A 24,629-nucleotide genomic window follows, 5' to 3' on the forward strand; every position below is an offset into this window, starting at 1 on the left:
CTCAAGCCCCTTTGCTGAACTGGATGTCGCGCAGGCTCAGCCCGGCGCGGTGGAGTTGCATGCTGATTCCCAACTGGACCTGGCGCAGCTCGCCGAGCTTGACCCGGTAGAACTGCTCGACCTGGGGTCGCCGTTCATGGGCATAGGCCTCGTCGAGGGTCCCCTGCTCGGCCAGGTCGGTCATCTCGGAAATCAGCGCATAGTTGAAATCGCTCATGAGCCGGCGCAATTCGGCGGCCTTGGCTTCGCCGGCTTCGAGAATCGCCATGCCCCGGGCGTCGCCGAGCACCGCACGCCGCAAGCGCGACATGAAGGTGTGCATGACAATGTCGTAGGTCTCGAACTCGAACACCGCCGGTTCCTTTTCGATGACCATTTCCGAGGCGTACTTCTCGCCGTAGAGCAAGGCACTGATGGTCGACAACTGACGCACTCGCGGGTCTTCGAAGTCGTAGCTCAGTGCATTGAGCGACACATCGAAGTCGTCATGCAGCTTGCCCTCGGCGCGCAGGGTCTCGACCGCCTCCGCCCCGGGGTAGAGCTCCAGGCGCACGGTGTAGCGGCGCAGGTTGTAGCCCATGTATTCGCGCAGGAAGAGGTTGTTGTCACGGATCTCCTGGAAGGTCGACCAGGGGTGATAGGCAATGAATCCGAAGGCCACGTAGATGCCGGCACCACGCACCAGCTCGATGGCCCGCTTGTTGTCCTCGACCGTGGACTTCTTCTTCCAGCGGTCCAGGCCGATCTGTGAACCCGACTCGATGCCGATCAGCACCTTCTCCAGGCCGGAGCGGTACAGCAGGTCCAGCAGCGGCTGGTCTTCAGGGTGCCAGTTCTTGGCCTGCATGCAGCAGTTGTAATAGATCTTCAGCCCACGATCGAGCACGCCCTGGGCGATGTCAGCAATCCGCTGCTTGGCGAACGGCGCACCGCCCGGGTCTTCGAAGGTCGAGTCGACGAAGTCGAAGGTGTTGAAGTTGTACTTGTGATAAAGCCGCTCGATTTCATCGACGATATTGTCCGGGGTCCTGGCCCGCCAGAGCTTGCCGGGGTTGATCTTGTTGCCGGCGTGAGGCGCGTTGCAGAAGGTGCAGCGCGCAGTGCAGCCACGGGTGGTGGCCAGGCGCAGGTAGGGCAGCTTGCCGCTGTTGAGCTCGAACTGATCCCGCGCCGGCTCAGGCAGCATGTCCAGCTCCGGCACCGGCTTGCCAATGGGGTTGTCGATGACGAACCCGCCCTCCTCGCGCCAGCTCAGGCTCGGCACCCGGGCGTAGTCGCCGTGATCCCAGAAGGCCTCGACGTAGCGCACCAGCGGCACGTCGCCCTCACCGCGCACCAGGGCGTCAAGGAAGCTCCAGTTGGGGTTGCTCAGCAACTTGGAGCCCAGGAAGGTGGCCAGCGGGCCACCAGCCAGAAACGCCACCTGCTCGGGCAGGGCCGCACGCAATGCCGAACCGAAAGCGGTGGCATGACTGACGGTGACCGTGGTCAGGGAGAAACCAATGAGGTCGGGCTTGAAGGCCACCACTTCGGCAATGGCAATCTCGTCGCCGTGCTGGATCGACTTGACCTCGACCACCTGGCACTCGGCTCCCAGGTCCCGCAGGATCGACACCAGGTAACTGACGCCCAGGTGTTCGGAACTCATCACCAGGTCGCCATCGAGCAACACCGGAAAGCACACGCGCATCGGCTGCGGCTTGCGGAAGTCGACAGTGGAATGCAGCGGATTGGTCGGTGGCGCGTCGATCGGCTCAGCCAGGTTGGCGAGCGGAATCAACCCGTCGGCGGCGTTGGTGAACTGCACGGTTTCCATTAAAAATACCCAATTTGTTGTAATTGGCTGTCCATGAAGCGCTGTTCTTCTTCACTCATTCGTTGCCCGCCACAGCCTTTGCGGCCGGGCTCGCGCTGCGGCTCGTGGGCCGGTTCCAGCAACCAGTGGCCTTCCAGCCCTTCAGGGACCGGCAGCCCCAGATGGGCCAGGATCGTCGGGTAGATGTCTTCGATCCGCGCTTGCAGCGCGGCGTCCTCGGGAAAGGTCGAGCCACGGATAAACACGATGCCGTCGGGCCGATGCACGCCACGCTGGGCCGGTGTACTCCAGACCCGGCCGGTGAGTGCCGGCGTCGGCATGACGCTGAAATCCCTGGGGATCAGCAGGTAGTCGGGAGCGTCCTGCAGGCGTGCGCCGGCATACACCTGATCGGCCTTGACCAGCGTGAACCAGGGGCGCCCCTGTTCGTCGAGCACCTGCTCCAGGGCTTGCTGCAAACGCGCTTCGGCCTCCGGCAACTGCTCGGCGCGCAGCACCCCCTGGGCCTCGCGCCCCATCAGATTGGCATTGACACCGAAGCAGCCAGGGGTGGGCATGTAGAACTCGGTGCGCGACCAATCCACCACACGTCGGTAGCTTCCGGGGGCGTCGAACCAGGAACGCGCCCCCGGGTCGTCGTGGGAGGCCTCGGCGCCCGAGTCCTGGAGTTCATAGCGGGTCGCCAGCAGGCCCTGTTGTTCGAGGAACTCGTGCACGCTGAAGTCCGCTTCACACAGGCCAAAGCCATGGTCGGAAGCCACCACCACCAGGGTGTCGTCATCGGCCAGGGTCAATACCGTGCCCAGCGCCTGATCAATATCGATATAACACTGTTCCACTACTGAACTTGGCGCCGAGTGATCGCCCCAATAATAGTGACTGACACGATCAACTTCGGTGAAGACTACAAACAGTGCATCCACTGGTCGGGTCTGCTGCAGAAAACAGCAAGTATCGGCACGCCCCTTGATAAACTTTCGCGCCTGCTCACAGTAGTCTTCCTGACCGCGATACATCGTGACAATGTCTGAATGATAGTGCAGTCCCGCCTGCATCAACTCATGCATCAAGTTGGCGGGCGAGGTATATCTCAGGGTTTTGGCCAATGGCCAGCTGATCATATAGCCGCCCTGAAGATCTGCCGGCGGATGAGTCATGGGGATGTTGTAGGCACCGACTTTCAGCCCCTGGCGTTCCAGGGTCAGCCAGCAGGGTTCACGCCCATAGTCGGCAGCGTTCATTGCCCGGAAACGATAGTCCGCAGACTGGGTCGACCAGAACTGGTAGATCCCGTGTTCACCCGGAGAAACCCCGGTAAACATGGAGGCCCAGCCCGGTGCCGTGTGCGGTGGGAAGGTCGATTGCAGTACCCCATGGGAGGCGCGCCGGCGCAGTGCGCTGAAGTTCGGCAGCAATCCCCGAGCCATCAGTTGCTGGAGGACAGCATGGGACGCCCCGTCGATACCGAAGACCAACAACTTCAACTTCTGATCTTCCATGATCACCCACCTCCGACACTAAAGTTTAACCAGATAAACTTTCATCAACATTGCAGAACAACATTTCAAACAGCAGCGACGTATAAGAATCGCTATTGCGACGCCATTCGAAAACCAACCGACAAAGTTCGAGACTCACAACTACCAGGCACAGCCGGAACAGCAGCGAAAACAAGCTAACACCGACATCAAACAAAGAACTCCGAAAATAATTTCAGACTTGTAACAAAATCAATCCGAGTATGAATCGATATTTCCAGCAACTAATAAAGGAACAGATTCGCCCCCGGACAGCACGGCGACGCCTGCCGATGGCGATAGCTGAACCGATGAGTGAGTTGATCAAGGCCCATGAATCATTGCCGGTGCCATGCGCCGCCTTGCCTCGGGGCCTGCGCGCCAGGTGCTGATCGCTCCGCCAGGGCCTGCGAAACAATTGGTATCAACCTCTTACATACTCAAATAACCCGCCGGCAATTTGCCTGGAAATCGAGTACCGGCTATCCCATCATCGGCGCCTGCAATCAGGCCTGCGCAGCCTGTCACTCACCGACCCGCGCCATCCGTACTGGTGTCGAAACAGGGAAGTCCTATGAACCCGAACGCCAATGCTTTTTTTGGCAGGCACACGCTGGGCGAGCTCTATCAGATCGCCCCCGAAAAGCTCAATGACCTGGATGCCTTGACCCAACTGCTGTGTGCCGCTTCCGCCGAAGCCGGCGCGACGGTCTGTGGCACGCTGACAAAACGCTTCGAGCCACAAGGCGCAACGGTCCTGGTGATGCTGGAGGAGTCCCACGCCTCCTTCCACACCTACCCCGAGCATGGCGCGCTGTTTCTCGACATCTTTACCTGCGGCACAACCTGCGACCCGGTCAAGGCATTCGACTACATCTGTTCGAACCTGGGCTGCGATGTACGGGCGATGAAGATCGTTGAGCGGGGAGCGACGCAAGCATCCCCTCACCTGCCAGCCAGCCATGCAGCGCCGGTGGTACGGCACCAGACAGAGTCGGTCGATCCCTAGGCTTTGTACGAAGAGCCTTGATACTCGGTGATGCTGCGTGGAAGTTGCCCGGTGTCTGCTGGGGCTCTGTAAAAAAAATCAGACACTTCTGGCAACCAGAAAGCACCGCTCTAGCTCGCACCTCTCCCCGTGGGTGCAGGGCACCCGCCAGGGGACTGGAGCCGTTTACCCCCCTTACATTGGCGGACGGATTCTTGCAGTATTGATCCGCCCTGGGACAACGGCTCCATTGCTCTGCCCCAGCAGCGCCCGGTTCCCATAACCAATAACTACAACGAACTCGACAGCGAGATCACCCGGCGATGTACCCCCTGAGCCCGTTTCACGGATTCGACAGATCAGCTCCCGCGCCCCTGCACAGTGGCCGCGGTGCTGACGTCGACGCTGGGTTCTCGCTGCCCCGCTCGCTCCCCGCCATGCCTCGTGAGGTCCATGAGGACCGCGCCGCCGTCATCGGCTTGTACTTGCTGGACAGGCCCTGCCCATGAAACTCCTGGTCAACCTGCCCATGGCCCTGTGCCGCTCCCGTCTGCGCCACTCCTCACGTCCTCCGGATCACTCGCTTCTGGCCTGATCGCGCCCTCCTGCGCGTGCCGCTCCCAGACCTGATTTCTACCCTTGCAACCGCACCGTGCGCGGCGTTGTTGCAGGACCTGAAAACCTGCGCGCCCCAATGGCGCAAGCGAGAACCCTGATGAAATTTGCCGCCCTCGACGAAGCCCGTGACTTCCTGGCCGCCAACCCCGACATCGACATGATCGAGCTGTTCATCCTCGACGCCAACGGCGTGCCCCGAGGCAAGCTGCTGCACCGCGAAGAACTGCTGGCGGTGTATGAAAGCGGCCGGCCCCTGCCCAGCACCATCCTCGGCCTGACCCTCAACGGCGACGACGTGGAGAACTCCGGCCTGGTGTGGGACGTCGGTGATATCGACTGCCGTGCCTACCCGCTGGCCGGCAGCCTGGTGCGCCTGCCGTGGCGGCAGATTCCCACCGCGGCTGTGCAGGTCAGCATGCATCCGCAGGAGGGCATGCCCGCCAGCATCGCCGATCCGCGCCACCTGCTGATCAAGGTGATCGACGGGCTCAAGGCCGAGGGTTACCACCCGGTGATGGCCTGCGAGCTGGAGTTCTACCTGCTGGACGCCAAGCGTGACGGCAACGGCCGACCGCAACCGGCCCTGGACGCCGACGGCGGTCGTCCGCGCAGCACCCAGGTCTACGGTCTGCGCGAGCTGGAGCAGATCGAGCCGTTCCTCGCCGATCTCTACGCCGCCTGCAAACTGCAAGGCATTCCGGCGCGCACGGCGATCTCCGAGTACGCCCCGGGCCAGGTGGAAATCACCCTGGAACACGGCGATGCCCTGGAGGCCATGGACCAGGCGGTGCGCTACAAGCGCCTGGTCAAGGCCGTGGCCCACAAGCACGGGATGCAGGCCACCTTCATGGCCAAGCCCTTCGACCACCTGGCCGGCACCGGCATGCACATGCACGTGAGCATTGCCGACGCTGCGGGCCGCAACCTGTTCGCCTCCGAGGACCCGGCCGGCACCCCGCTGCTGCGCCAGGCGGTGGGCGGCATGCTCGCGTCCCTGCTGGAATCGCTGCTGCTGTTCTGCCCCAACGCCAACTCCTACCGGCGCTTCCAGGCCAACAGCTACGCGCCCCTGGCGCCGACCTGGGGCGTCGACAATCGCACCGTGAGCCTGCGGGTGCCCGGTGGCCCGGCCAATAGTCGGCACATCGAACACCGCATCTGCGGCGCCGACGCCAACCCTTATCTCGCCGCGGCGGCGATCCTCGCCGGCGTCCATCGTGGCCTGCGCGAACAGCTCGATCCGGGCGATCCAGTGCAGGGCAATGGCTACGCCCAGGCCACCGAACTGCTGCCCACCGACTGGCTGACCTCGCTGATCGCCCTGGAGCAATCGGCCTGGGCCCGGGACGCCCTGGGCCGTGAGTTCCTCGGTGTGTACCTGGCGGTCAAGCGTGCCGAGTACCGCCAGTTCATGGCCGAAGTCGGCGAGCAGGACTGGCGCTGGTACCTGACCCAGGCCTGAGCCGCAGAAACGATCTGCGGTGCTGGACTCATGGGCAAGGCGGCCTGAAACCGCTTTGCCGGACCTGAGCTGCGCCCGGCAGATCATCGACAGTTGCTGAAGCGCTGGCCGCTGCCCCCACGCAGCCGCCGGTTGTTTTTTCCACGAGGATTTTTCAATGACAGCCGCCTTCGATCCGCGGACCCCGGCAGCCGAGCGCTGCCCCAGCTACTACAGCGCCACCCTGAATCAGGAAACCCATTACCCGACCCTGCAAGGCAGCCATCAGGTGGATGTGGTGATCATCGGCGGCGGCTTCACCGGCGTTGCCAGCGCGGTGGAATTGGCCGAGCGCGGCCTGAAAGTCGCCATCGTCGAAAGCCACAAGGTCGGCTGGGGCGCCACCGGGCGCAACGGTGGCCAGGTCACCGGCAGCCTTTCCGGCGATGCGGCCATGCGCAAGCAGATGCGCCGCGAACTGGGCGACGAGGTCGACGATTTCATCTGGAACCTGCGCTGGCGCGGGCACCGGATCATCCAGCAACGGGTGGAGAAATACGCCATCGCCTGCGACCTCAAGCACGGCCACCTGCACGCCGCCTACAAGCCCAGCCACCTGCCCGGCCTGCGCGCCGACTACGAAGAAGCGCTGCGCCGCGGCATGGGCGACGAAGTCAGCCTGCTGGACCGAGCCCAGGTGCGCGGCCTGCTGGAAAGCGACCTCTACCACGGCGCCATCAAGAACACCCGCAACCTGCACCTGCACCCGCTGAACCTGTGCCTCGGCGAAGCCCGGGCCGCCGAAAGCCTGGGGGCACTGATTTTCGAGCACAGCGAAGTGCTGCAGATCGTCCACGGCGAACACCCGGCAGTGATCACCGCCCAAGGCCGGATCAACGCCAAGCAAGTGCTGCTGGCCGGCGACGTCTACCACAAGCTGGAGCCGAAGAAGCTCAAGGGCAAGATATTCCCGGCCATGGGCGGCATCGTCACCACCGAGCCGTTGGGCGACCTGGCCAAGCGCCTGAACCCCGAGGACCTGGCGGTCTACGACTGCCGCTTCGTCCTCGACTACTACCGCATGACCGCCGACGGCCGCCTGCTGTTCGGCGGCGGCGCCAACTACAGCGGCAAGGACTCGCGAGACATCGCCGGCGAACTGCGCCCGTGCATCGAACGCACCTTCCCGGCGCTCAAGGGCGTGGGCATCGACTTCCAGTGGAGTTGCGCCATGGGCATCGTGATCAACCGCATCCCGCAACTGGGCAAGCTCTCGGACAACGTCTGGTACTGCCAGGGCTACTCCGGGCACGGCGTGGCCACCAGCCACATCATGGGCGAGATCATGGCCGAAGCCCTGACCGGCCACCTCGGCCACTACGACACCTTCGCCGCCTGCCAACACATCCGCGTGCCCTTCGGCGACCAGTTGGGCAACCCGATGCTGGCGGCGGGCATGTGGTACTACCAGATGCTGGAGAAACTGCGCTAACCCAGGTCCCGGTACGCACTGACGTACAGCACCGTCAACAAGCCGTTCGACACGATCCTGGGGCTGCTACCGAGCATCCTCCAGGATCAGGTCGGCGCCCTTCTCCGCCACCATCAGCACCGCCGCATGGGTGTTGCCAGAGGTGACGTTGGGGAACACCGAGGCATCGACTATGCGCAGCCGCGCCAGGCCGTGCACCTTCAGCCGCGCATCCACCACCGAGTGCTGTTCGTCACGGCCCATGGCGCAGGAGCCGCACAGGTGGTAGATCGAGCCGCTGTTCTCGCGAAAGTACTGCAGCATCTGCTCATCGCTGTCCACCGCTGGCCCCGGTAGCACTTCATCCACCGTTATGCTCTTGAGCGCCGGGGTCTGCATGATCTTGCGCAGCAGTCGGCTGCCTTGGATCACCTCGGCAACGTCTTTGTCGGTGCTCAGGTAGTTGGGATCGATCAGCGCCGCATCGCGAGGGTTCTTCGAGGCGATCTGGATGCTACCGCGACTGGTGGGCCGGCAGGGGTTGAAGCACAGCAGGAAGCCGGAATACGGCTCGGGTTTGAGGCTGGCCTTGTTGCTCTTGGGGATCTGGTACGACAGCGGGTTGAAGTACAGCTGCAGATTAGGGTGCTCCTGCCCTTCGTCGCCACGGAAGAAGCCTCCGGCCTGGTTGACGCTCATGGCCAGTGCGCCCTTGCGCGTCAGCAGGTATTGCAGGCCCAGCTTGAGCTGGCCGAACAGCGAACTGAGCTGGTCGTTGAGGGTGGGCACATTGGCCTTGTAGTAGTAGCTAACGCACAAGTGGTCCTGAAGGTTCTGCCCCACCGCCGGCAAGTGCCGAACCAAAGGAATCTGGTGCCGGGCCAGCAACTCGCGATCACCGACCCCAGACAGTTGCAGGATCTTCGGCGTGTCCACCGCGCCGGCACACAGGATCACCTCCTTGTTGGCGCTGAAGGTCCGGACCACCCCGTGCTGGGTCACACTGATGCCCGTGGCGCGCTGTTTCTGCTCATCGAACAGCACCCGGTCGACCAGCGCGTAATGCTCGACCTTGAGATTTGGCCGACTCAACGCCGGATGCAGATGGGCAAAACTGCTGGAGCAGCGCTGGCCGTTGCGGGTGTTGACGTCGTAGATACCCGCACCTTCGAACTTGGCGCCATTGAAATCTTCGCTGCGCGAGTAGCCCAGTTCCTCGCAGCCCTTGAGGAACACATCACAGATGGGATGGGTCTGTCCCTTCATCGGAGTGATGCTGATGGGACCGCTAGCGCCGTGGTATTGGCTGTCCCCCAGAGGGTGGCTTTCCAATTTGCGGAAGTATGGCAGCACGTCATTGAAGCTCCAGCCGTCGTTGCCGGCCGCCGCCCAATCATCGAAATCATGGGCCTGACCACGCACGTAGATCATCGCGTTGATCGAGCCGGAACCGCCCTGAACCTTGCCCCGTGGCGCATAAAGGGCGCGGTCGGCGAGCTGCTTCTGTGGCTGGCTGTAGTACATCCAGTTGAAGGTCGGGTTGTAGTACATCTTGGCGAACCCCACCGGAATCTTGAACCAGAACGATGAATCCTTGCCGCCCGCTTCCAGCAGCAATACCGAGTATTGGCCCGAGGCCGAGAGCCGGTTGGCCAGAACGCAGCCGGCGGCGCCGGCGCCGGCGATGATGTAGTCGTATGTCATGCAGGGTTACCGCTCAGATGGTGTTGAAGGCAGCCGCAATGGCTGCCCATGCCCTGCCCGTCACCGGGCGGGAAGTGCTCAGCCCTTGGCCGGGGAGGTGTCCTTGACGTCGACCGGGCTCGCGGCCATTTGCAAGTGCAGGCGTTCGCCGCTGTAGGGCGAGTGCCTGCGTACCACGTCCATGTTCAGCTCCACCCCCAGGCCCGGCTCGCTGGACGGGATGATGTAGCCATCCTCCCATTGCAAAGGCCTGGTCAGCACTTCGGCGTGGAAGCCGCCCCAGGTCATGATGCTTTCCTGGATCAGGAAGTTCGGCGTGCAGGCAGCCAGCTGGAAGCTCGCCGCCGCGCCGATCGGGCCGTTGTATAGGTGCGGGGCGATCTGCGCGTAGTAGACCTCGGCCATACTGGCGATCTTCTTCGCCTCCAGCAGGCCCCCACAGCGCGCCACGTTCATCTGCAGAATCGAGGCACCACCGGCCTGCAGCAGCTTGAAGAACTCGTACTTGGTGGTCAGGCGCTCGCCGGTGGCAATCGGGATGCTGGTCTTGGCCGCCACCTGCGCCATGGCCTGTTCCTGGCCCGGCGGCACCGGTTCCTCGAACCACAGCGGATCGTATTGCTCCAGGCGCTTGGCCAGGCGTATGGCCGAGGACGGCACCATCTGCCCGTGGGTGCCGAACAGCAGGTCGCAGCGATTGCCCACCGCTTCACGGATCTTGCGGCAGAAGGTTTCGCAGCGCTCCAGCACTTCCAGGGACAGCTGGTGCCCGGAGTACGCGGTGTAGGGCCCGGCCGGGTCGAACTTCAGGGCAGTGAAGCCCTGGTTCATGTTCTGCACCGCGCATTCGGCGGCCAGGTCCGGGTCGTCGTAGTCGTATTCGCCACGGCTGTTCTGTGGATACAGGTAGGTGTAGGAGCGCAGGCGTTCGTGGACCTTGCCGCCCAAAAGCTCATACACCGGCTTGTTCGCCGCTTTGCCGATGATGTCCCAGCAGGCCATCTCCAGGCCGCTGACCACGCCCATCATGGTCAGGTCCGGGCGCTGGGTGAAACCACTGGAATAGGCCTGGCGGAAGAAGCGTTCGATGTGGTGCGGGTCCTGGTCCAGCAGGTAGCGTTGAAACACGTCTTCGATGATCGGCTGCATTGCCTGAGGACCGAAGGTGGCGGCGTAGATCTCGCCCACGCCTTCGATGCCGCAGGCGGTGCGCAACTTGACGAACAGCCAGTACATGCCGCCGATATGCGGTGGTGGAACAGCGACAATATGGGTTTCAAGGGCGACGATTTTCATCTCAGGCTCCTGTTTGCGAATGCTGCTGGGTGCGGTTGACGCGAGCGCGCAAGGCGATCGCGGCCAGGGTGCCGAGGGCGCCGACCGCGGCGATATAGCCGAAGTACAGGCGGTAGCCCAAGGCCCCGGGGAAATGTTCGGTGAGATAGCCGTTGATCAGCGGGATAAAGGCGTCCGGCAGGTAGCCCACCACCGAGACGATGCCGATGGCCAGGCCGGTGATGCGCAAGGGGATCCGACAGGTATCGAGAATCGCCCAGTACAGCCCGCGAATGGCGTAGGTCATCAGGCCGATGAAGATCACGGTGGCGATCAACAAGCCCAGGCTGCCCAGGGCCGGGAACAGGATCAGCCCGACGATGCCCAAGGTCGCCAGCAACAGCGCCACGATCAGCACCGAGATATTCGAGAAGCGGTCCCCCAGCCAGCCGCCACCGATGCCACCCAGCGGCCGCATCCACAGCTTGATGGTGGTGATGGTGCCGGCCATTACCGCGGTCATGCCGTTGCCCTGCAGGTAGTCGGAGAAGCTGTAGGTGGCCCAGAAGATGTGGTAGCCGCAGAACACGATGGCGGTCACCAGCCACAGCTCGGGGATCTTCACCAGGGTCGCCAGGTCGCTGAGCAGGTTGAAGCGCCCCTGCTCCACCGGCGCCGTGTCTTGCATGGACTTGGGGTCCTTGAGCAGCACCAGCACGCAGCCGATGGCGATGCAGGTAAAGGAGTACAGGTAGACCACATGCCGGAACCCCTCGGCCGTCGACTCGCCACGCGTCTCGGTGGCCAGGGCGAACAACCCCAGGGCCAGGGTCGCCAGCAAGGCTTCCACCAGGCCACGGCCGCCGTCGAGGATGCCAAAGAAACGCCCCTGCTCGTTGTGGCGGGCAATCATCTTCACCCGCTTGAGCACCGAGGCCCAGAAGGTCAGCCCGGTGGTCAGCCCCCAGCAGCCGAAGATGATCATCAGCGACGTCAGTGATGGCGCAGTGGAGTACCACAGGCCCAGGGCGCCGGTGGCCACCAGGGAGAAGAAAATCAGCAAGCGCGGAGCGATACGGTCCGCCAGCCAGCCGCTGGGCAGGTAGCTGATCAGGAAGATAGTGCCGAGCATGGAGTACAGGTAACCCAGCTCGCTGTGGTTGATGTGCAACACCTCGAGCATGGTGGTCTGGTAGACCTGACGCAGGTAGAGGATCGGGTAGATCGCCCCGGCGGCCAGCACCAGCAGCATCAGTTGAAAGTAGCGACTGCGCTTGTCGCTGTTGTCCAGCGGCAATGCGGCAGAACCCGGGATAGCGGCCAGATCGGCGGCATTTTTTGACATGACGATGCCCTCGGGCGCCGGTATCCGGCGCCGCTCATTATTATTAGTGGGGCAGCGGCAAGCTTCGAGCTTCACGCGGAAAGAACGACTGCGCTGCTCTTGCTTGCAGCTTGCGGCTGATGACTGGCGGCGGCCTTCAGAAAGGCATGACCACCAGGCGGGTCTGGGTGAACTCGAGCATGCCGTGCTTGCCGTCGTCGCCGCCCAGTCCCGAGCGCTTCCAGCCGGCGTGGTAGCCCTGGTAGGGGTCGGCCGGGGTCCGGTTGACGTACAGCTCGCCGGCCTGGATGGCCCCGGCGACTTTCATCGCGGTGCGGTAGTTTTCGGTGTAGAGCACCGAGGCCAGGCCGAACTGGTGGTCATTGGCCAAGGCCAGGGCTTCATCGATATCCCGGTACTTGAGCACCGGCAGCACCGGACCGAAGATTTCCTCCTGCACGATCTCCATGTCCTGGCGACAGCCGCTGAGCAGCGTCGGCGGATAGAAATGCCCCGGCCCCTCGGGCATCACGCCACCGGCTTCGAGCACCGCGCCCTGGGCGACCGCTCGCTGCACCAGGCCATGTATCGCAACCCGGGACGCCGCGCTGACCAGAGGCCCCATGCGGCTTGGGTCCTGGCGCCGGTCACCGAATTGCACGGCGGCGATTTTTGCCTTGAGCAGGGCCAGGAAGCGCTCATGCACGCTTTCATGGACATAGACCCGCTCCACCGCCGTGCACAACTGGCCGCAGTGGGTGGTCTTGGAGGCGATGATGGCGCTGGCTGCCTGCTCCAGGTCGGCGTCGGGCTCGATGATGGCCGGGGTCTTGCCCCCCAGTTCCAACGACGGCTTGGCAATATTGGCCTTGCAGTAGTCGAGCACGATACGCCCGGCATTGACGCTGCCGGTCAGGGTGATCATGCCCACTGCCGGGTGGGTACAGACCGTGGCAGCGGTGGCGTGGTCCATGGTCAGGATGTTCACTACACCCGGGGGCAGGCCCGCCTGCTGCACCGCCCGGGCGATTTCAAACGCCGACAGCGGCGTGTTGTTGCTCGGCCGCACCACCACCGTATTGCCGGCGATCAGCGCCGGCGCCACCTTGCGCAGCAAGGTGTAGACCGGGTAGTTGAACGGGATCAGGCAGGCCACGACGCCAATCGCCTCGCGGTGCAGAAACAGCTTTTCGTCGGGGCTGTCGCTGGGAATGATCTCGCCCTCGATGCGGCGCGCCCATTCAGCGTGATAACGAGTGATCTGCGCGGCATAGCGGGCTTCGTTGCTGGCGTCCGCCAGGCTTTTGCCCGATTCGGCCGCCAGCGCCTGGCCAATGGCGTCGGCACGCGACTCCAGGGCGTCGGCCAATGCGCGCAGGTAATCACCGCGCTGGATGCTGGTCAACGCTGCCCATTTTTTCTGTGCAGCGCAGGCGGCGCTCACCGCTCCACAGGCCTCTTCCTGAGTGGCGGCCGAGACATGCCCGACAAGGGTTTCGTCAGCCGGATCATAAACAGCAATCGATGCACCGCTGGCTGGTTTGATGAAGTCGCCATTAACAAAATTCTGTTCAAGTTGCATGAAAGTTGCCCCGTCGTTGGCAGAGAGGTGGCGCAGGTAGCCTGGAGACGATCCAGGCCCGGCGGTCAAAGGGTCTGGCGTAGTCGAGCGGGCACAGCACAGCGATCCACGGACATGGCGATGACGTGCGGGCAAGGCTGGAAGACGCGGACAAGGGGCAGCGACAGGCAATCGGCAAGGATCGGATATGGCATGGCTGAGCACTCGGGTTGTTGTTATGTGAGTGCTGGCAGTCTTGTCGTCCGGCGCGACAAGGACAAACGATTAATTGTGCGGACTAACATGCAAAAAACGCAGGTTATGACGCACTGATGATGGTGGCCTGAAGGACCTCTTCGCTGGCATGCCAGCTCCTACACAGGTTGCGCATGTGGGCTTTTGTAGGAGTCGGCTTGCCGACGAAGGCGGTCGCGCGGCCTCTAGCCCAGGGGTGTGGAGGCTGTGGAGGGCTCAAGCTGGCGCTGCGCCAGCCAGACTTCCTCTTGCAGCCACTGGCTGAATACCTGCAGCTGCGGCAACGGCGCCTGGGCCGGGCGCGTCACCAGCCAGTAGGACTGGTGCCCCTCCACATGCACGTTGTGCACCTGGGTCAACTGCCCCGCCGCCAGTTCCGCCGCCACCATGTGCCAGTCGGCAATGGTGATCCCCAGGCCCTCGGTGGCCGCGCGGATGGCCAGGTCCAGAAGGTCGAACTCATAGCCGCCCTGAGTATCGACCCCGGTGATCCGCGCGGCATCCAGCCAGTGCTTCCAGGTCAGGTAGCGCTGGTCCTCCCGGGCCAATACATGCAACAGGGTCATGCGCTTGAGATCGACGCCCTGCTCCGCCGATTCCCGGGCCAGCAGCCAAGGCGCGCAGACGGCGATGTGCCGCTCCTGGAACAGCAGCGAACTGTCCAGGCCATCCCACTCACCGTCACCAAAGCGGATCGCGCAATCCAGGGTCGCGGTTTCCGCCAGGCTGTCCTGCAAGCGCGTGGTCAGGCTCAGCTCCAGCTCCGGATGCTGCTCGCGCAGGCGCCCCAGGCGCGGCAGCAGCCAGCGACTGGCGAAGGTCGGCGGCGCATTGAGGTGCAAGCGATTGGTATGGGATTTCTGCGCGATGCCGCGCAGCGTCAGCTCGATCTTGTCGAAGGACTGGTGCAGGGCCCGCAGCAGCACACGCCCGGCGCTGGTCAGTTCCAGATGATGATGGCGCCGTTGCAGCAGGCTTTCCCCTAACTGTTCCTCCAGTTGCCGGACCTGGCGGCTGACCGCGCTCTGGGTGACGTTGAGCAATTCGGCGGCCCGGGTAAAACTGCCGGTGCTGCCGGCGACCTCGAAGGCTTTGAGCGCATTGAGCGCAGGCATCTTGCGTTTCACGACAGTCTCTCTGTAACGGCTGCAGAAGGCGCAGAGCATCGCATGCCATCACAGGCGGAATCTATCTGACTAACATTCGTTTTAGTCATGCCTTGGCGATGAATAAATCGTTTGTCGAGCCAGGAGTAGATAGCAACACTGCAGGCACATTACAAAAACAACAACGAGTACCGCCCATGCCTCCTTTCCCGCTTGTCTCGATGATCGCCAAGGGCTGAAGCCCTAGCGTTCACCCCACTCTCAATTCTTTCACCCTTGGCTGCAGCCCTTGCCGCGGCCGGTTTCATCGCACCCGACAATAACAATCCGGGAGAAAACCCCATGCTTTACAAACGCTCTGGCCTACTGTGCAACTTCGCCCTGCTGGGCAGCCTCGCCACCCCCGCTCTGGCCGTGCAAGTCACCGACCACCTGGATCTGGGCGGCGCGGTTCGCGCGCGCTGGGACTACGACCCGGACCGGGATATCCAGACCTTCAACTTCGACACCGCGATCTTGAGTGCCAAGTACAGCTCCGACACCTGGATCGGCGCCGCCAAGTACCGCTTTTACGGCCGCGCCTACCCCTACCGCTACACCGACAAAGTGGGCGACATCGCTTTCGCCGAGAGCGCCTGGATCGGCTACCGGTTCAACCCCGAGCAGCAAGTGCAGGTCGGTCTGAACCAGATTCCCTTCGGCCTGCAACCCTATTTCGGCAGCACTTTCTTCGAAACCCTGGGCAACGTGGTGGGCCTGGAGGACATCGAGCAAATCGGTGCCAAGTACATCCAGCAGCACGGCGACTGGAACCTCCAGGCCGGCTACTACCTGCGCCCGGCCTGGCAAGGCAAGGGCACCAGCAACGGCCGCACCTATTCCAGCGTGGTGTCTTCGGCCGACAGCTACGTGGCCGACGGCAGTGACAACCGCGAACGCAACACCCTGGTGCTGCGGGCGGCGCGGGCCGTGCAACTGGGTGACTGGGCATCGGAAGTCGGCGTCTCGGGCCTGACCTCGACCCTGAAAAACAACGACACCCACAACGACGGCAGGCGCAATGCCTTGGCCGTCCACTACCGGGGTAAGAACGGCCCGTGGGGCGTGCAATTGCAGGCGGCGCGCCAGCAGATGTCGCCACGCAATCCGGGCACCGATGAGCTGATAACCCTGGGCGGCTACGACGGCACCTTCAACGTCGCCAGCCGCGGCAACCTGTATGTCGCCGACCTGAGTTACGACGTCGACGGCAAGTACCTGTTCGACCAGGTCAGCGGGGTCAAGCTGTACGCCAACTACAGCGCCTTCGACAAGTCGGCCAGCGCCTACAAAACGTCCCAGCGGATGATCCTCGGCAGCTCGTTCTCGCTGAGCAAGCTGTGGATCGCTACCGAATGGCTGTTCGGCAAGAACGATCCGTACATCGGCGGCAGCAGTTATGCCCAGAGCCTGGGAGCCGGTGGCAGCAACCAGTGGGAAAACCAGGTGTATGTGAATATCGGCTACTACTTCTGAATCCTTGCTGGCCCTTTCGCTGGCAAGCCAGCTCCTACAGTTGGCAGGAAAATATGAATCTCTCTGTAGGAGCCAGCTTGCCGGCGAAAGCGATCTCACGGACCTCTTGGCGGGCAAGCCAACCTCCGCAAAGGGCTCCTACAGGCTAAGATGGGCGCCCTAGATGAAGTGCCCTACAACAACAATAAACCTGCCCCGCCACTTCCAGCGCTCAGCCCGCCAGGCGCGGATCGCTACAGCCTGGCGTCAGGTGCGGAGTCTGCCCGCCATGCGTCAACTGCCCTCCCTGAACATGCTCCGGGTCTTCGAGGAAGTCGCCCACCACCGCAGTTTCAGCCAGGCCGCTGTGGTGCTCAACGTCACCCAGGGCGCAGTCAGCCGACAGATCAAGCAGCTCGAAGACTACCTCGGCGTGGCGCTGTTCAGCCGCTCCCCTCAAGGGTTGGCGCTGACTGAGGCCGGCGCGGCCCTGGCGCCGAACCTGGGCCAGGCCTTCGATCACATCGAGCGCGCCCTGCAAGCCCTGCGCGTCCCCAATCTGCGTCAACGCCTGCGCATCATCGCGCCGCCGACCTGGGCCACCCGCTGGCTGTCGGCGCACCTGCGGGACTTCTGCCAGCGCTACCCGGATATCAGCCTCAGCGTGACCCAGCACAACCATCACGACAGCCCGGCCGAAGTCGATTGCGAGATCCGTTTCGGCCTGCAGGCCGCCCCCCATTGCCAGAGCCAACTGCTAGTGATGGAGCGGCATATTGCCGTGGCCAGCCCGGAGCTGTTCAGCGCCGGCCAGGCGCCGGACCTCCGGCGCTTTCCGCTGTTGCACATCCTGCATGCCGGCAAGCGTTTGCAGGTCTGGGAGAACTGGCTGGCGGCCATGGGCCGCAACGACGTCGACGCCCGGGCAGGCCTGGAGTTCAGCACATTGGACCAGGTGATCCACACGGCCCTGGCCGGTGGCGGGCTGGCGGTGATCGACCGGCAGATGATCGAGGGGGAACTGGCGGATGGACGCCTGCTGCCGATCACCCCGGTGGAGGTGATCGGCCCATATGGCTACTGGCTAGACGTGGCGAATGGCAAACAGGGGCTGTCCAAAGTGCAGCTGTTCACCCAATGGCTGGGGCGGGTGAGCAATCCCTGACGGCGCGTGGTTTCTACGATGATGCGGGGCGATATCAGATCGGCGAGGCGACCTTCGGCAGGTCGTTTTTGCTGGAGCCAACAGCGCTGGCGCTACACGCCTGACTCAAGGTCAGGGACTTGGTTTCTGGCGCCCAGGCCCAGGAAATCAGTGCTCCCAGGGCCAGGATCCCGGCGAGGATGCCCATGGTTGGGCTGAGGCCGATCCCGGCCACGCTCACCGGCAGCAGGAAGGTGCTGATGGCCGAGCCCAGGCGACTCACCGCGGTGGCCAGGCCAATGCCGCTGGCGCGCACTTCGGTGGGAAAACTCTCCGCGGGAAACACCCCCACCAGGTTGCTCACCGCCGACAGCACCAGGGTGAACACCCCGAACAGCAACACCATTAGCCACGCCGCGCTGCCCGGCAATACCGCCAGCAGCAACAGTGCCACCGCCAGGATAATGAAGGAGTTGATCAGGAACCCCCGGCGAGAAAACTTCACCGTGCACCAGATACCAATCAGCGCACCAATGATCAGCAGCAGGTTGAGCATCAGTTCGGTGCCGAAGCCCTCGGCCAGGCCCATCTTCTGCAGGATCGACGGCAGGAAGGTGTAGATGGCGAAATACGGCATGACAATGCACACGAAGAACAGGCAGTTGAACGCGGTGCGCTTGCGGTATTCGGGGCTGAACAGCACAGCGTAGCCGGAGCGGCTCTGGCTGCTGGGTTGCTCGTCCAGCACCACGTTGGCTCCCAGGTGCTTGTGCACGATGGCCCGGGCCTCGGCAATGCGCCCGCGGTTGACCAGCCAGCGCGGCGATTCCGGGGTGCCGATGCGCGCTAGCAGGATCAGTCCGGCGGGAATCGCCGAGGACGCCAGCATCCAACGCCAGGCATCGTCGCCGAGGCTGAGCATGGCGGTGCCGACAAAGGTCGCGGCGACATAGCCGAAGGTCCAGATCACGCTGAACGAACCCAGCAGCACGCCACGCTGCTTCTTCGGCGCGAACTCGGCGAGCATCGCGTGGCCGACGCTGAAATCGCCGCCCAGGCCGATGCCGATCAGCACCCGGCAGGCAAACAGGCCCATGGCCGTCTCGGCATAGAACTGCATCACCGAGGCCAGGGTGATCAGCACGAAGCTGACCAGGAAGATCTTCTGCCGCCCCAGGTGATCGGAGATCCAGCCGAAAAACAGGCTGCCGATAAACAGCCCCATCAGCGCCGAAGCACCGATCAGGCCCTGCCAGAACGCATCCAGCTGCATCTGCGGACTCAGCAGGGTGAAAGCGATGCCGATCAGGCCGAGGATATAGCCGTCGGTGAAGTGCGCGCCGAAGGTCAGGCCGGCGATTTTCAGGTGAAACCGGCCAATGGGCAGGTCATCGATCTTGACGGTTGCAGTGCTCATGTTCGTCTCCATTTATTGTTCTTGGATAAGAGATGAATCGAACCACGCAGGAGCCGGCTTGCTGGCGAAAGGCCCCTTGGACCTTGCGCCATTTCGCTGGCAAGCCAGCGCCTGCGTTGGAGGGTGTGAAGGCTAGAGGCCGCCCATCAGCAGGTATTTGATCTCCAGGTAATCGTCCAGGCCGTACCTGGAACCTTCGCGGCCAAGGCCCGATTCCTTGATCCCGCCAAAGGGCGCCACTTCGGTGGAAATGATGCCTTCGTTGATGCCCACCATCCCTGCTTCCAGGCCCTCGGCCATGCGCCAGACCCGGCCGATGTCACGACTGTAGAAGTAGGCCGACAAGCCATATGGCGTGTCGTTGGCCCGCTGCAGCACTTCGGCTTCGTCCTTGAAACGAAAGCAGGCCGCCACCGGACCGAAGGTTTCTTCCTCGGCGATCCGCATCTGGTCGCTGGCCTCGGTGAGGATGGTCGGCTCGAAGAAGGTGCCGCCCAGGGCATGACGACGGCCGCCGCAGAGCAGCCTGGCTCCCTTCTCCAGTGCATCGCCGACATGCGCCTCGACCTTGGCCAGGGCAGCCGCATTGATCAACGGACCCTGATCGGTATCGCCATCCAGGGCACTGCCGACCCGCAGCACGGCAACCGCCTCGGCCAGCTTGGCGGTGAAAGCCTCATACACGCCGTCCTGGATAAAGAAGCGGTTGACGCAAACGCAGGTCTGCCCGGTGTTGCGAAACTTCGAGGCCATGGCGCCCTTGACCGCGGCGTCCAGGTCGGCGTCGTCGAAGACAATGAACGGTGCGTTGCCCCCCAGTTCCAGAGAGACTTTTTTCAGGGTGTCGGCGGACTGACGCATCAGCAGCTTGCCGGTGCCGGTGGAGCCGGTGAACGACAGCTTGCGCACCACACTCGAAGCCTGCAGCGCCTGGCCAATGGCCGGGGCATCGCCAGACACGATGTTCAACACCCCGGCCGGGATACCCGCCTGCTCTGCCAGCACCCCGAGGGCGAAGGCCGATAGCGGGGTTTCTTCCGAGGGCTTGAGGATCATCGTGCAGCCGGCGGCCAGGGCCGGGCCGACCTTGCGCGTGACCATGGCCAGGGGGAAGTTCCACGGGGTGATCGCCGCGACCACACCGATGGCTTGCTTGGTCACGATGATTCGCGCGTCAGCCTTGTGGCTGGGGATCACATCACCGTAGGCACGCTTGGCCTCCTCAGCGAACCACTCCAGAAAGCTCGCGGCATAGACCACCTCGCCCATGGCTTCAGCCAGGGGCTTGCCCTGTTCGCGGCTGAGCAAGGTGGCCAGTTCGCGCTGCTGGCCGAGCATCAGTTCGCTCCAGCGCTTGAGCCGCTGACTGCGCTCCTTGGCGGTGAGTGCGCGCCAGGCCGGCAGCGCGCGTTGGGCGGCGGCGATGGCCAGGCGGGTTTCCTCGGCGCCGGCCTTTTGCACCTGGGTGATCAGCTCGCCATTGGCCGGGTTGTACACCGGGTAGCTGGCGCCGCCGCTGGACCAGTGGCCATCGATGAAATGGCCGGTACGGATCAATGCGCTCATGCCAGTGCCTCACTCAGGGAAAAGCGCTGCAGCCCCGGACGGGCCACGCGCAGGATACGTTTGCCGGCGGTGTAGTCGTTGATCACATCGCAGGGGGTGTAGTTGCGCTCCAGCTCGTGCAGCTCCTCGGCATCCAGGGTGGTCTCCAGGGCCGCCAGGGCACTATCGAACTGCGCGGTGGTGTCGGCGCCCACCAGCATGCAATCGACCCCGGGGTGCTTGAGCACCCAGGCCTGGGCCACCTGGGCGTTGGACAAACCGCGGGCGCGCGCCACGCACTGTACCGAGCGGGCAATCTGCAACGAGGCCTCATCGCTGTACATCTGCTGGGTAAAAAAGTCCGTCTGGTTGCGGGTCGACTGCACGTCACCGGTAAGCAAGCCACGGGCTAGGGGGCTGAACACCGAGATGCCCAAGCCTTGGTCACGGCAGAATGGGATCATCTCGCGCTCTTCCTCGCGGTAGGCGCAGTTCAGTTGCAGCTGCATGTTGATCGGCTTGACCCAGCCATGGCGCTCGCAGGCCATGAGCAGCTTCGCCAGTTGCCCGGTGAGCATGGTGGAGACGCCGATGTAGCGAGCCTTGCCGGCACGGACGATGTCGTCCAGCGCCTGCATGGTTTCTTCCACTGGGGTGTTCACATCGAAGTAATGCAGCATGAACACATCGACGTAATCCATGCCCAGGCGCTTGAGCGAGGCATCGATGCTGTCGAGGATATGTTTGCGCGAATGACCGCTGGCATTGATCCCGCTGCGGGTGCCGTAGCCGACCTTGGTGGTGATCACCAGGTCCTCGCGGCGCGCCAGACGCTTGACGATGCGTCCCACCACCTCTTCACCGACGCCTGCGGAATAGAAGTCCGCCAGGTCGATGAAATTCACCCCGTGATCCAGGGCGTGAGCAACGATGGGCTCACTCTGTTTTTCATCGAAGATCCAGGGTTTCCAGTCCGGGGTGCCCATGTTCATGGTGCCCAGGCACAGGCGCGAGACTTGCAGGCCGGACTGGCCCAAACGAATGTATTGCATGCTGCGCTCCTCAGGCCTTGGGGGTGTAGAACGGGTTGCTGATCTGGTTCACCACGTCCGCCAGCTGGGCGCGCTCGGGCTTGCCGGTCAGGGCTGCGCGAATTGCCGTGCGGCAGGCGCGGTAGTTGTTCTGGTAGACCGCATCCAAGTCGTCGCAGTCCGGGTTGACCCAGTTGGCGGTGACGATTGCCCACTGGTTCTCGGCCTCGGCCGGCAAAGTGCCGTCCAGCAGCGCTTCGAGCACCGCCTTGGCGATCCCGGCCTGAGAGGCGCCCCAAGTGGCCTGGCCGTGCAGCTCACTGACAATGGCCGCCTTGTTCACGTACAGGGTCATGGGCTTGACCGGGATGTTCGGCTGGGCAATGACCATGAATGGGCAATGGCCCTGGCTCGGCGAAGCCAGGCTGCTGGCGAAGGCCTGCCCGGCAGGGCCGTTGCGCGGACCGATGAGGATATTGATATGGGCGGCATTGACGCCCGGGCCTTCAAAACCTTCACCAATGTAGAGGTCGAGTGGTTGCATGGATGCTTACTCTTTGAGGATGCAGGGAACAGGAACCGGATCAGCCAAGCTGAAACCGGACCGGGTGGAAAATGCAGGTCAAAGAGCGCAGCCAGAGATAGGTGCAGCGCGAACCGGGAAGCCCGGCAGGACGGGATGAAGTCATGGCCAAACGCTCTTTGTTGTTATGGATGAGCTGGTTTGGCGCTGTTGTATCACCGGATTTTCAGGCAGCCGTAACCATTAAAAGTCATGTGGCCATGAGCTTTAGTCATACCCCTGGTGAAGGGCGCTCCGCGGCGGACCAAGCGCCCGGCGACCTGCTCGCTCCCCCTACGCCAGCGTCACCCTGGACCTGCTGCCAGTCACGGGACCGGAACTGCCCGCCGGCGTCAAAGCCCTGTTGAGTTACCCATCGATCGGTTACCAGAGATCCCCCCAGGTCCTCGATCAGGTCCTTGCTGTGCCTTGAAAACATGCCGGACGTGGTAAATTCGCCCATCGGCCATCAGCGCCGCATGTTCAGAGACCCAGCCATGAACCAAGCGTTGTACCAGGGCGGCTGCCTGTGCGGGCAGATTCGCTTCGAGGCCCGAGGGCCTGCCGCCAATCCCCATACCTGCTCGTGCAAACTGTGCCAGCGCCACAGTGGCGCGCTGACACTGGCGTGGGTCGAGTTCCCCCGGGAACGGGTGACCTGGACCGGCCCTGGCGGCGCACCGGCGACCTTCAGGTCGTCGGACTATTCGAGCCGGGCCTTTTGCCGGGAATGCGGCAGCACGCTGGGGGCTGTCGATGACGAGCCGACCCTTGCCCTGCTGCTGGGCTGCTTCGATGACAACCGCGACCCAGCCCTGATGCCGGCCAGCCATTCGTTCAGCGACCGCTGGCCCGAGGGCTGGCAGCCCGCGCCGACAACGCAGGATAAAGGCGGACAGCATGAGTGAAGCACCTTCGCACTGCAGCTCCCCCCTCGCCTCGAACGTCTGGACCTGGTACGGCCAGGACGAATACCGAAGGATCATCCTGTTGGGCGAACTGGGCGTGGCCCTGGAATTTCTCGCCCTGGACGCCAAGCGACAACGGATGGAGGTCGGTTGCTGTGCCGAGTGCAATCTGTGGTCTGGCTATCTGGATTATCTCGCTGGTTTTGTGAAGCATTTTCCGCTGTATCTGGCGCCGCATTTGCTGTCGCGCTTGCAAGCACTGTTAATCGGCTGTGAAGCACTGTGCCGGGAGGCCTATGGAATGACCCTGGAAGACAATGGCTTCGAACACCCGCAATGGCGACCGCTGCGAGAAGGCGCCCGCGAGGCACTGGAGATATTGGGTTGGCCGCAGGTACGGGAGCATATGCCGGAGCTGACCGAAGAATGCCGTGTGGCCTTGAAGAAATGGCCGGATTGACCGGCCCTGTCGACAAAGGCCACAGGACCTTGCCTGGCGATTTCCCGACGGACCTCTGGCGGCGTTCAGCTCGCCGCGTCTCCTGCGGAGCCGATCGCAGCCTGCGGCAGCGGCTACAGGACGCTGGGCAGGACCGGCTGGGAGAGGTCATTCGACGCATGCCGATAAGGCGGGGTGCGGGGCAAGGCGCGTTTGTGGGCCGTTCGCAGGTAGGCACGTTCGATCAGGTGGCGCACTGCGTCGGTGACGGGCTCGCCCATCAGGTAGGCATCGATTTCTTCGTAGCTGCAACCATAAGCCGTTTCATCCAGCTTGCCCGGGGCCAGTTCTTCCAGGTCCGCGGTGGGCGCCTTGTGCACCAGTTGGCCAGGAGCGCCAAGGGCGTCGGCCAGCAGTCGTACCTGGGTCTTGGTCAGCCCCGACAGCGGGGCCAGGTCGCAGGCGCCGTCACCGTACTTGGTGAAGAAACCCATCAGCGCCTCGGCGCCGTGGTCGGTGCCCACCACCAGGCCGTTGCTGAAGTTGGCCACGGCGTACTGCGCGATCATCCGCGCTCGGGCCTTGACGTTGCCCTTGGCAAAGTCCGTGAGGGCCGCCGAGGGTTGCAAGCCTTCGATCTGTAGCTGATTCATCATTCCATCGACGCTGTCGGCAATGTTGCAGGTACTGACGCTGTCCGGGCGAATGAAGTCCAGGGACGCCTGGGCATCGCGTTCATCCGCCTGGCTTTTATAGGGCAGGCGCATGGCGATAAATCGCGCCTCCTGCCCTGCCCCCCGCAGTTGCTCCACCGCCAGCTGGCACAGGCGGCCGGCCGTCAGGGAGTCGACTCCGCCACTGATGCCCAACACCAGGGTCGTGCAACCGGACTCGCGCAGCACTTGCTGAATGAACTCCACGCGCCGGGCGATTTCCAGGGCCTCGCCACCGCGCACCAGTTGCCGGTCGATGCCCAGTTCCCGGGCAATGCGTTCTTGGGTTTGGTTGCTCAT

The 24,629-nt window shown here is 63.3% G+C and carries 19 protein-coding genes; 7 read left to right on the top strand and 12 right to left on the bottom strand.

Going from position 1 to position 24,629, the window contains the following annotated elements; translation table 11 throughout:
* Position 1 precedes the first annotated feature (1 nt).
* Together PQT43_RS24545 and PQT43_RS24550 are read right to left on the bottom strand one after the other, a co-directional pair.
* Positions 2 to 1,816, bottom strand: a complete 1,815-nt coding sequence (locus tag PQT43_RS24545; protein ID WP_102864327.1) for a B12-binding domain-containing radical SAM protein — start codon at positions 1,814 to 1,816, stop codon at positions 2 to 4.
* Entirely contained in the window at positions 1,816 to 3,315 is a 1,500-nt protein-coding gene (locus tag PQT43_RS24550; protein ID WP_267269865.1) for an alkaline phosphatase family protein, read from the bottom strand. The genes PQT43_RS24545 and PQT43_RS24550 overlap by 1 nt, the downstream gene beginning before the upstream one ends.
* Positions 3,316 to 3,907: 592 nt before the next feature.
* On the opposite strand from PQT43_RS24550, the gene speD reads away from it, so the two are divergent.
* From speD to PQT43_RS24565, 3 genes are all read left to right on the top strand, one after another.
* On the top strand, positions 3,908 to 4,342 hold the full coding sequence (gene speD / locus PQT43_RS24555) for an adenosylmethionine decarboxylase (RefSeq protein ID WP_102879865.1): 435 nt from the start codon (positions 3,908 to 3,910) through the stop codon (positions 4,340 to 4,342).
* Between the two features lie 694 nt (positions 4,343 to 5,036).
* Positions 5,037 to 6,401, top strand: a complete 1,365-nt coding sequence (locus PQT43_RS24560) for a glutamine synthetase family protein (protein ID WP_102879866.1) — start codon at positions 5,037 to 5,039, stop codon at positions 6,399 to 6,401.
* A gap of 157 nt (positions 6,402 to 6,558) precedes the next feature.
* A complete protein-coding gene (locus tag PQT43_RS24565; RefSeq protein ID WP_267269864.1) occupies positions 6,559 to 7,872 on the top strand; it encodes an NAD(P)/FAD-dependent oxidoreductase in 1,314 nt (437 codons plus the stop codon).
* A gap of 66 nt (positions 7,873 to 7,938) precedes the next feature.
* Here PQT43_RS24565 and PQT43_RS24570 read toward each other — a convergent pair whose 3' ends face one another.
* The 5 genes from PQT43_RS24570 to PQT43_RS24590 form a co-directional block, all read right to left on the bottom strand.
* Positions 7,939 to 9,555, bottom strand: coding sequence for a GMC family oxidoreductase (locus PQT43_RS24570; RefSeq protein WP_267269863.1), 1,617 nt, complete (start codon positions 9,553 to 9,555; stop codon positions 7,939 to 7,941).
* Between the two features lie 78 nt (positions 9,556 to 9,633).
* Entirely contained in the window at positions 9,634 to 10,851 is a 1,218-nt protein-coding gene (locus PQT43_RS24575; protein ID WP_267269862.1) for a mandelate racemase/muconate lactonizing enzyme family protein, read from the bottom strand.
* Position 10,852: 1 nt separating this feature from the next.
* A complete protein-coding gene (locus tag PQT43_RS24580; protein WP_179601097.1) occupies positions 10,853 to 12,175 on the bottom strand; it encodes an MFS transporter in 1,323 nt (440 codons plus the stop codon).
* A 136-nt stretch (positions 12,176 to 12,311) separates the two neighbouring features.
* The gene (aldA, locus tag PQT43_RS24585) at positions 12,312 to 13,736 is read right to left on the bottom strand and encodes an aldehyde dehydrogenase (protein ID WP_267269861.1); all 1,425 of its coding nucleotides are present in this window, start codon (positions 13,734 to 13,736) and stop codon (positions 12,312 to 12,314) included.
* Positions 13,737 to 14,155: 419 nt separating this feature from the next.
* Positions 14,156 to 15,097, bottom strand: coding sequence for a LysR substrate-binding domain-containing protein (locus tag PQT43_RS24590; RefSeq protein WP_267269860.1), 942 nt, complete (start codon positions 15,095 to 15,097; stop codon positions 14,156 to 14,158).
* A 321-nt stretch (positions 15,098 to 15,418) separates the two neighbouring features.
* On the opposite strand from PQT43_RS24590, the gene PQT43_RS24595 reads away from it, so the two are divergent.
* Together PQT43_RS24595 and PQT43_RS24600 are read left to right on the top strand one after the other, a co-directional pair.
* A complete protein-coding gene (locus tag PQT43_RS24595) occupies positions 15,419 to 16,591 on the top strand; it encodes a hypothetical protein (protein ID WP_267269859.1) in 1,173 nt (390 codons plus the stop codon).
* A gap of 268 nt (positions 16,592 to 16,859) precedes the next feature.
* Positions 16,860 to 17,735 (top strand): LysR substrate-binding domain-containing protein, encoded by an 876-nt coding sequence (locus PQT43_RS24600; RefSeq protein ID WP_267269858.1) that lies wholly within the window; start codon positions 16,860 to 16,862, stop codon positions 17,733 to 17,735.
* Positions 17,736 to 17,769: 34 nt separating this feature from the next.
* On the opposite strand, the gene PQT43_RS24605 is transcribed toward PQT43_RS24600, so the two are convergent.
* The 4 genes from PQT43_RS24605 to fae all read right to left on the bottom strand — a co-directional run bounded on the left by PQT43_RS24605 (position 17,770) and on the right by fae (position 22,251).
* Positions 17,770 to 19,131: an MFS transporter gene (locus PQT43_RS24605; protein WP_267269857.1), complete on the bottom strand. Its 1,362-nt coding sequence runs from the start codon at positions 19,129 to 19,131 to the stop codon at positions 17,770 to 17,772.
* Between the two features lie 132 nt (positions 19,132 to 19,263).
* Positions 19,264 to 20,697: an NAD-dependent succinate-semialdehyde dehydrogenase gene (locus PQT43_RS24610; RefSeq protein ID WP_267269856.1), complete on the bottom strand. Its 1,434-nt coding sequence runs from the start codon at positions 20,695 to 20,697 to the stop codon at positions 19,264 to 19,266.
* Positions 20,694 to 21,728 carry an aldo/keto reductase gene (locus tag PQT43_RS24615; RefSeq protein WP_267269855.1) on the bottom strand — a complete coding sequence of 345 codons (1,035 nt, stop codon included), beginning with the start codon at positions 21,726 to 21,728 and terminating at the stop codon, positions 20,694 to 20,696. Before PQT43_RS24615 ends, PQT43_RS24610 begins: the two co-directional genes overlap by 4 nt.
* Positions 21,729 to 21,738: 10 nt before the next feature.
* Positions 21,739 to 22,251 carry a formaldehyde-activating enzyme gene (gene fae / locus PQT43_RS24620; RefSeq protein ID WP_267269854.1) on the bottom strand — a complete coding sequence of 171 codons (513 nt, stop codon included), beginning with the start codon at positions 22,249 to 22,251 and terminating at the stop codon, positions 21,739 to 21,741.
* Positions 22,252 to 22,766: 515 nt separating this feature from the next.
* Between fae and PQT43_RS24625 the strand changes: the two genes are divergently transcribed.
* Both PQT43_RS24625 and PQT43_RS24630 read left to right on the top strand, forming a co-directional pair.
* Complete coding sequence (locus tag PQT43_RS24625; protein WP_267269853.1) at positions 22,767 to 23,177, top strand: GFA family protein; 411 nt, start codon at positions 22,767 to 22,769, stop codon at positions 23,175 to 23,177.
* Complete coding sequence (locus PQT43_RS24630; RefSeq protein ID WP_267269852.1) at positions 23,170 to 23,637, top strand: hypothetical protein; 468 nt, start codon at positions 23,170 to 23,172, stop codon at positions 23,635 to 23,637. The genes PQT43_RS24625 and PQT43_RS24630 overlap by 8 nt, the downstream gene beginning before the upstream one ends.
* A 113-nt stretch (positions 23,638 to 23,750) precedes the next feature.
* Here the strand turns inward: PQT43_RS24630 and nadE are convergent, their stop codons facing one another.
* On the bottom strand, positions 23,751 to 24,629 hold the full coding sequence (gene nadE / locus PQT43_RS24635; protein WP_267269851.1) for an ammonia-dependent NAD(+) synthetase: 879 nt from the start codon (positions 24,627 to 24,629) through the stop codon (positions 23,751 to 23,753).

The sequence above is a fragment of the Pseudomonas sp. BLCC-B112 genome, assembly GCF_028550695.1.
Lineage (GTDB): Bacteria > Pseudomonadota > Gammaproteobacteria > Pseudomonadales > Pseudomonadaceae > Aquipseudomonas > Aquipseudomonas danubii.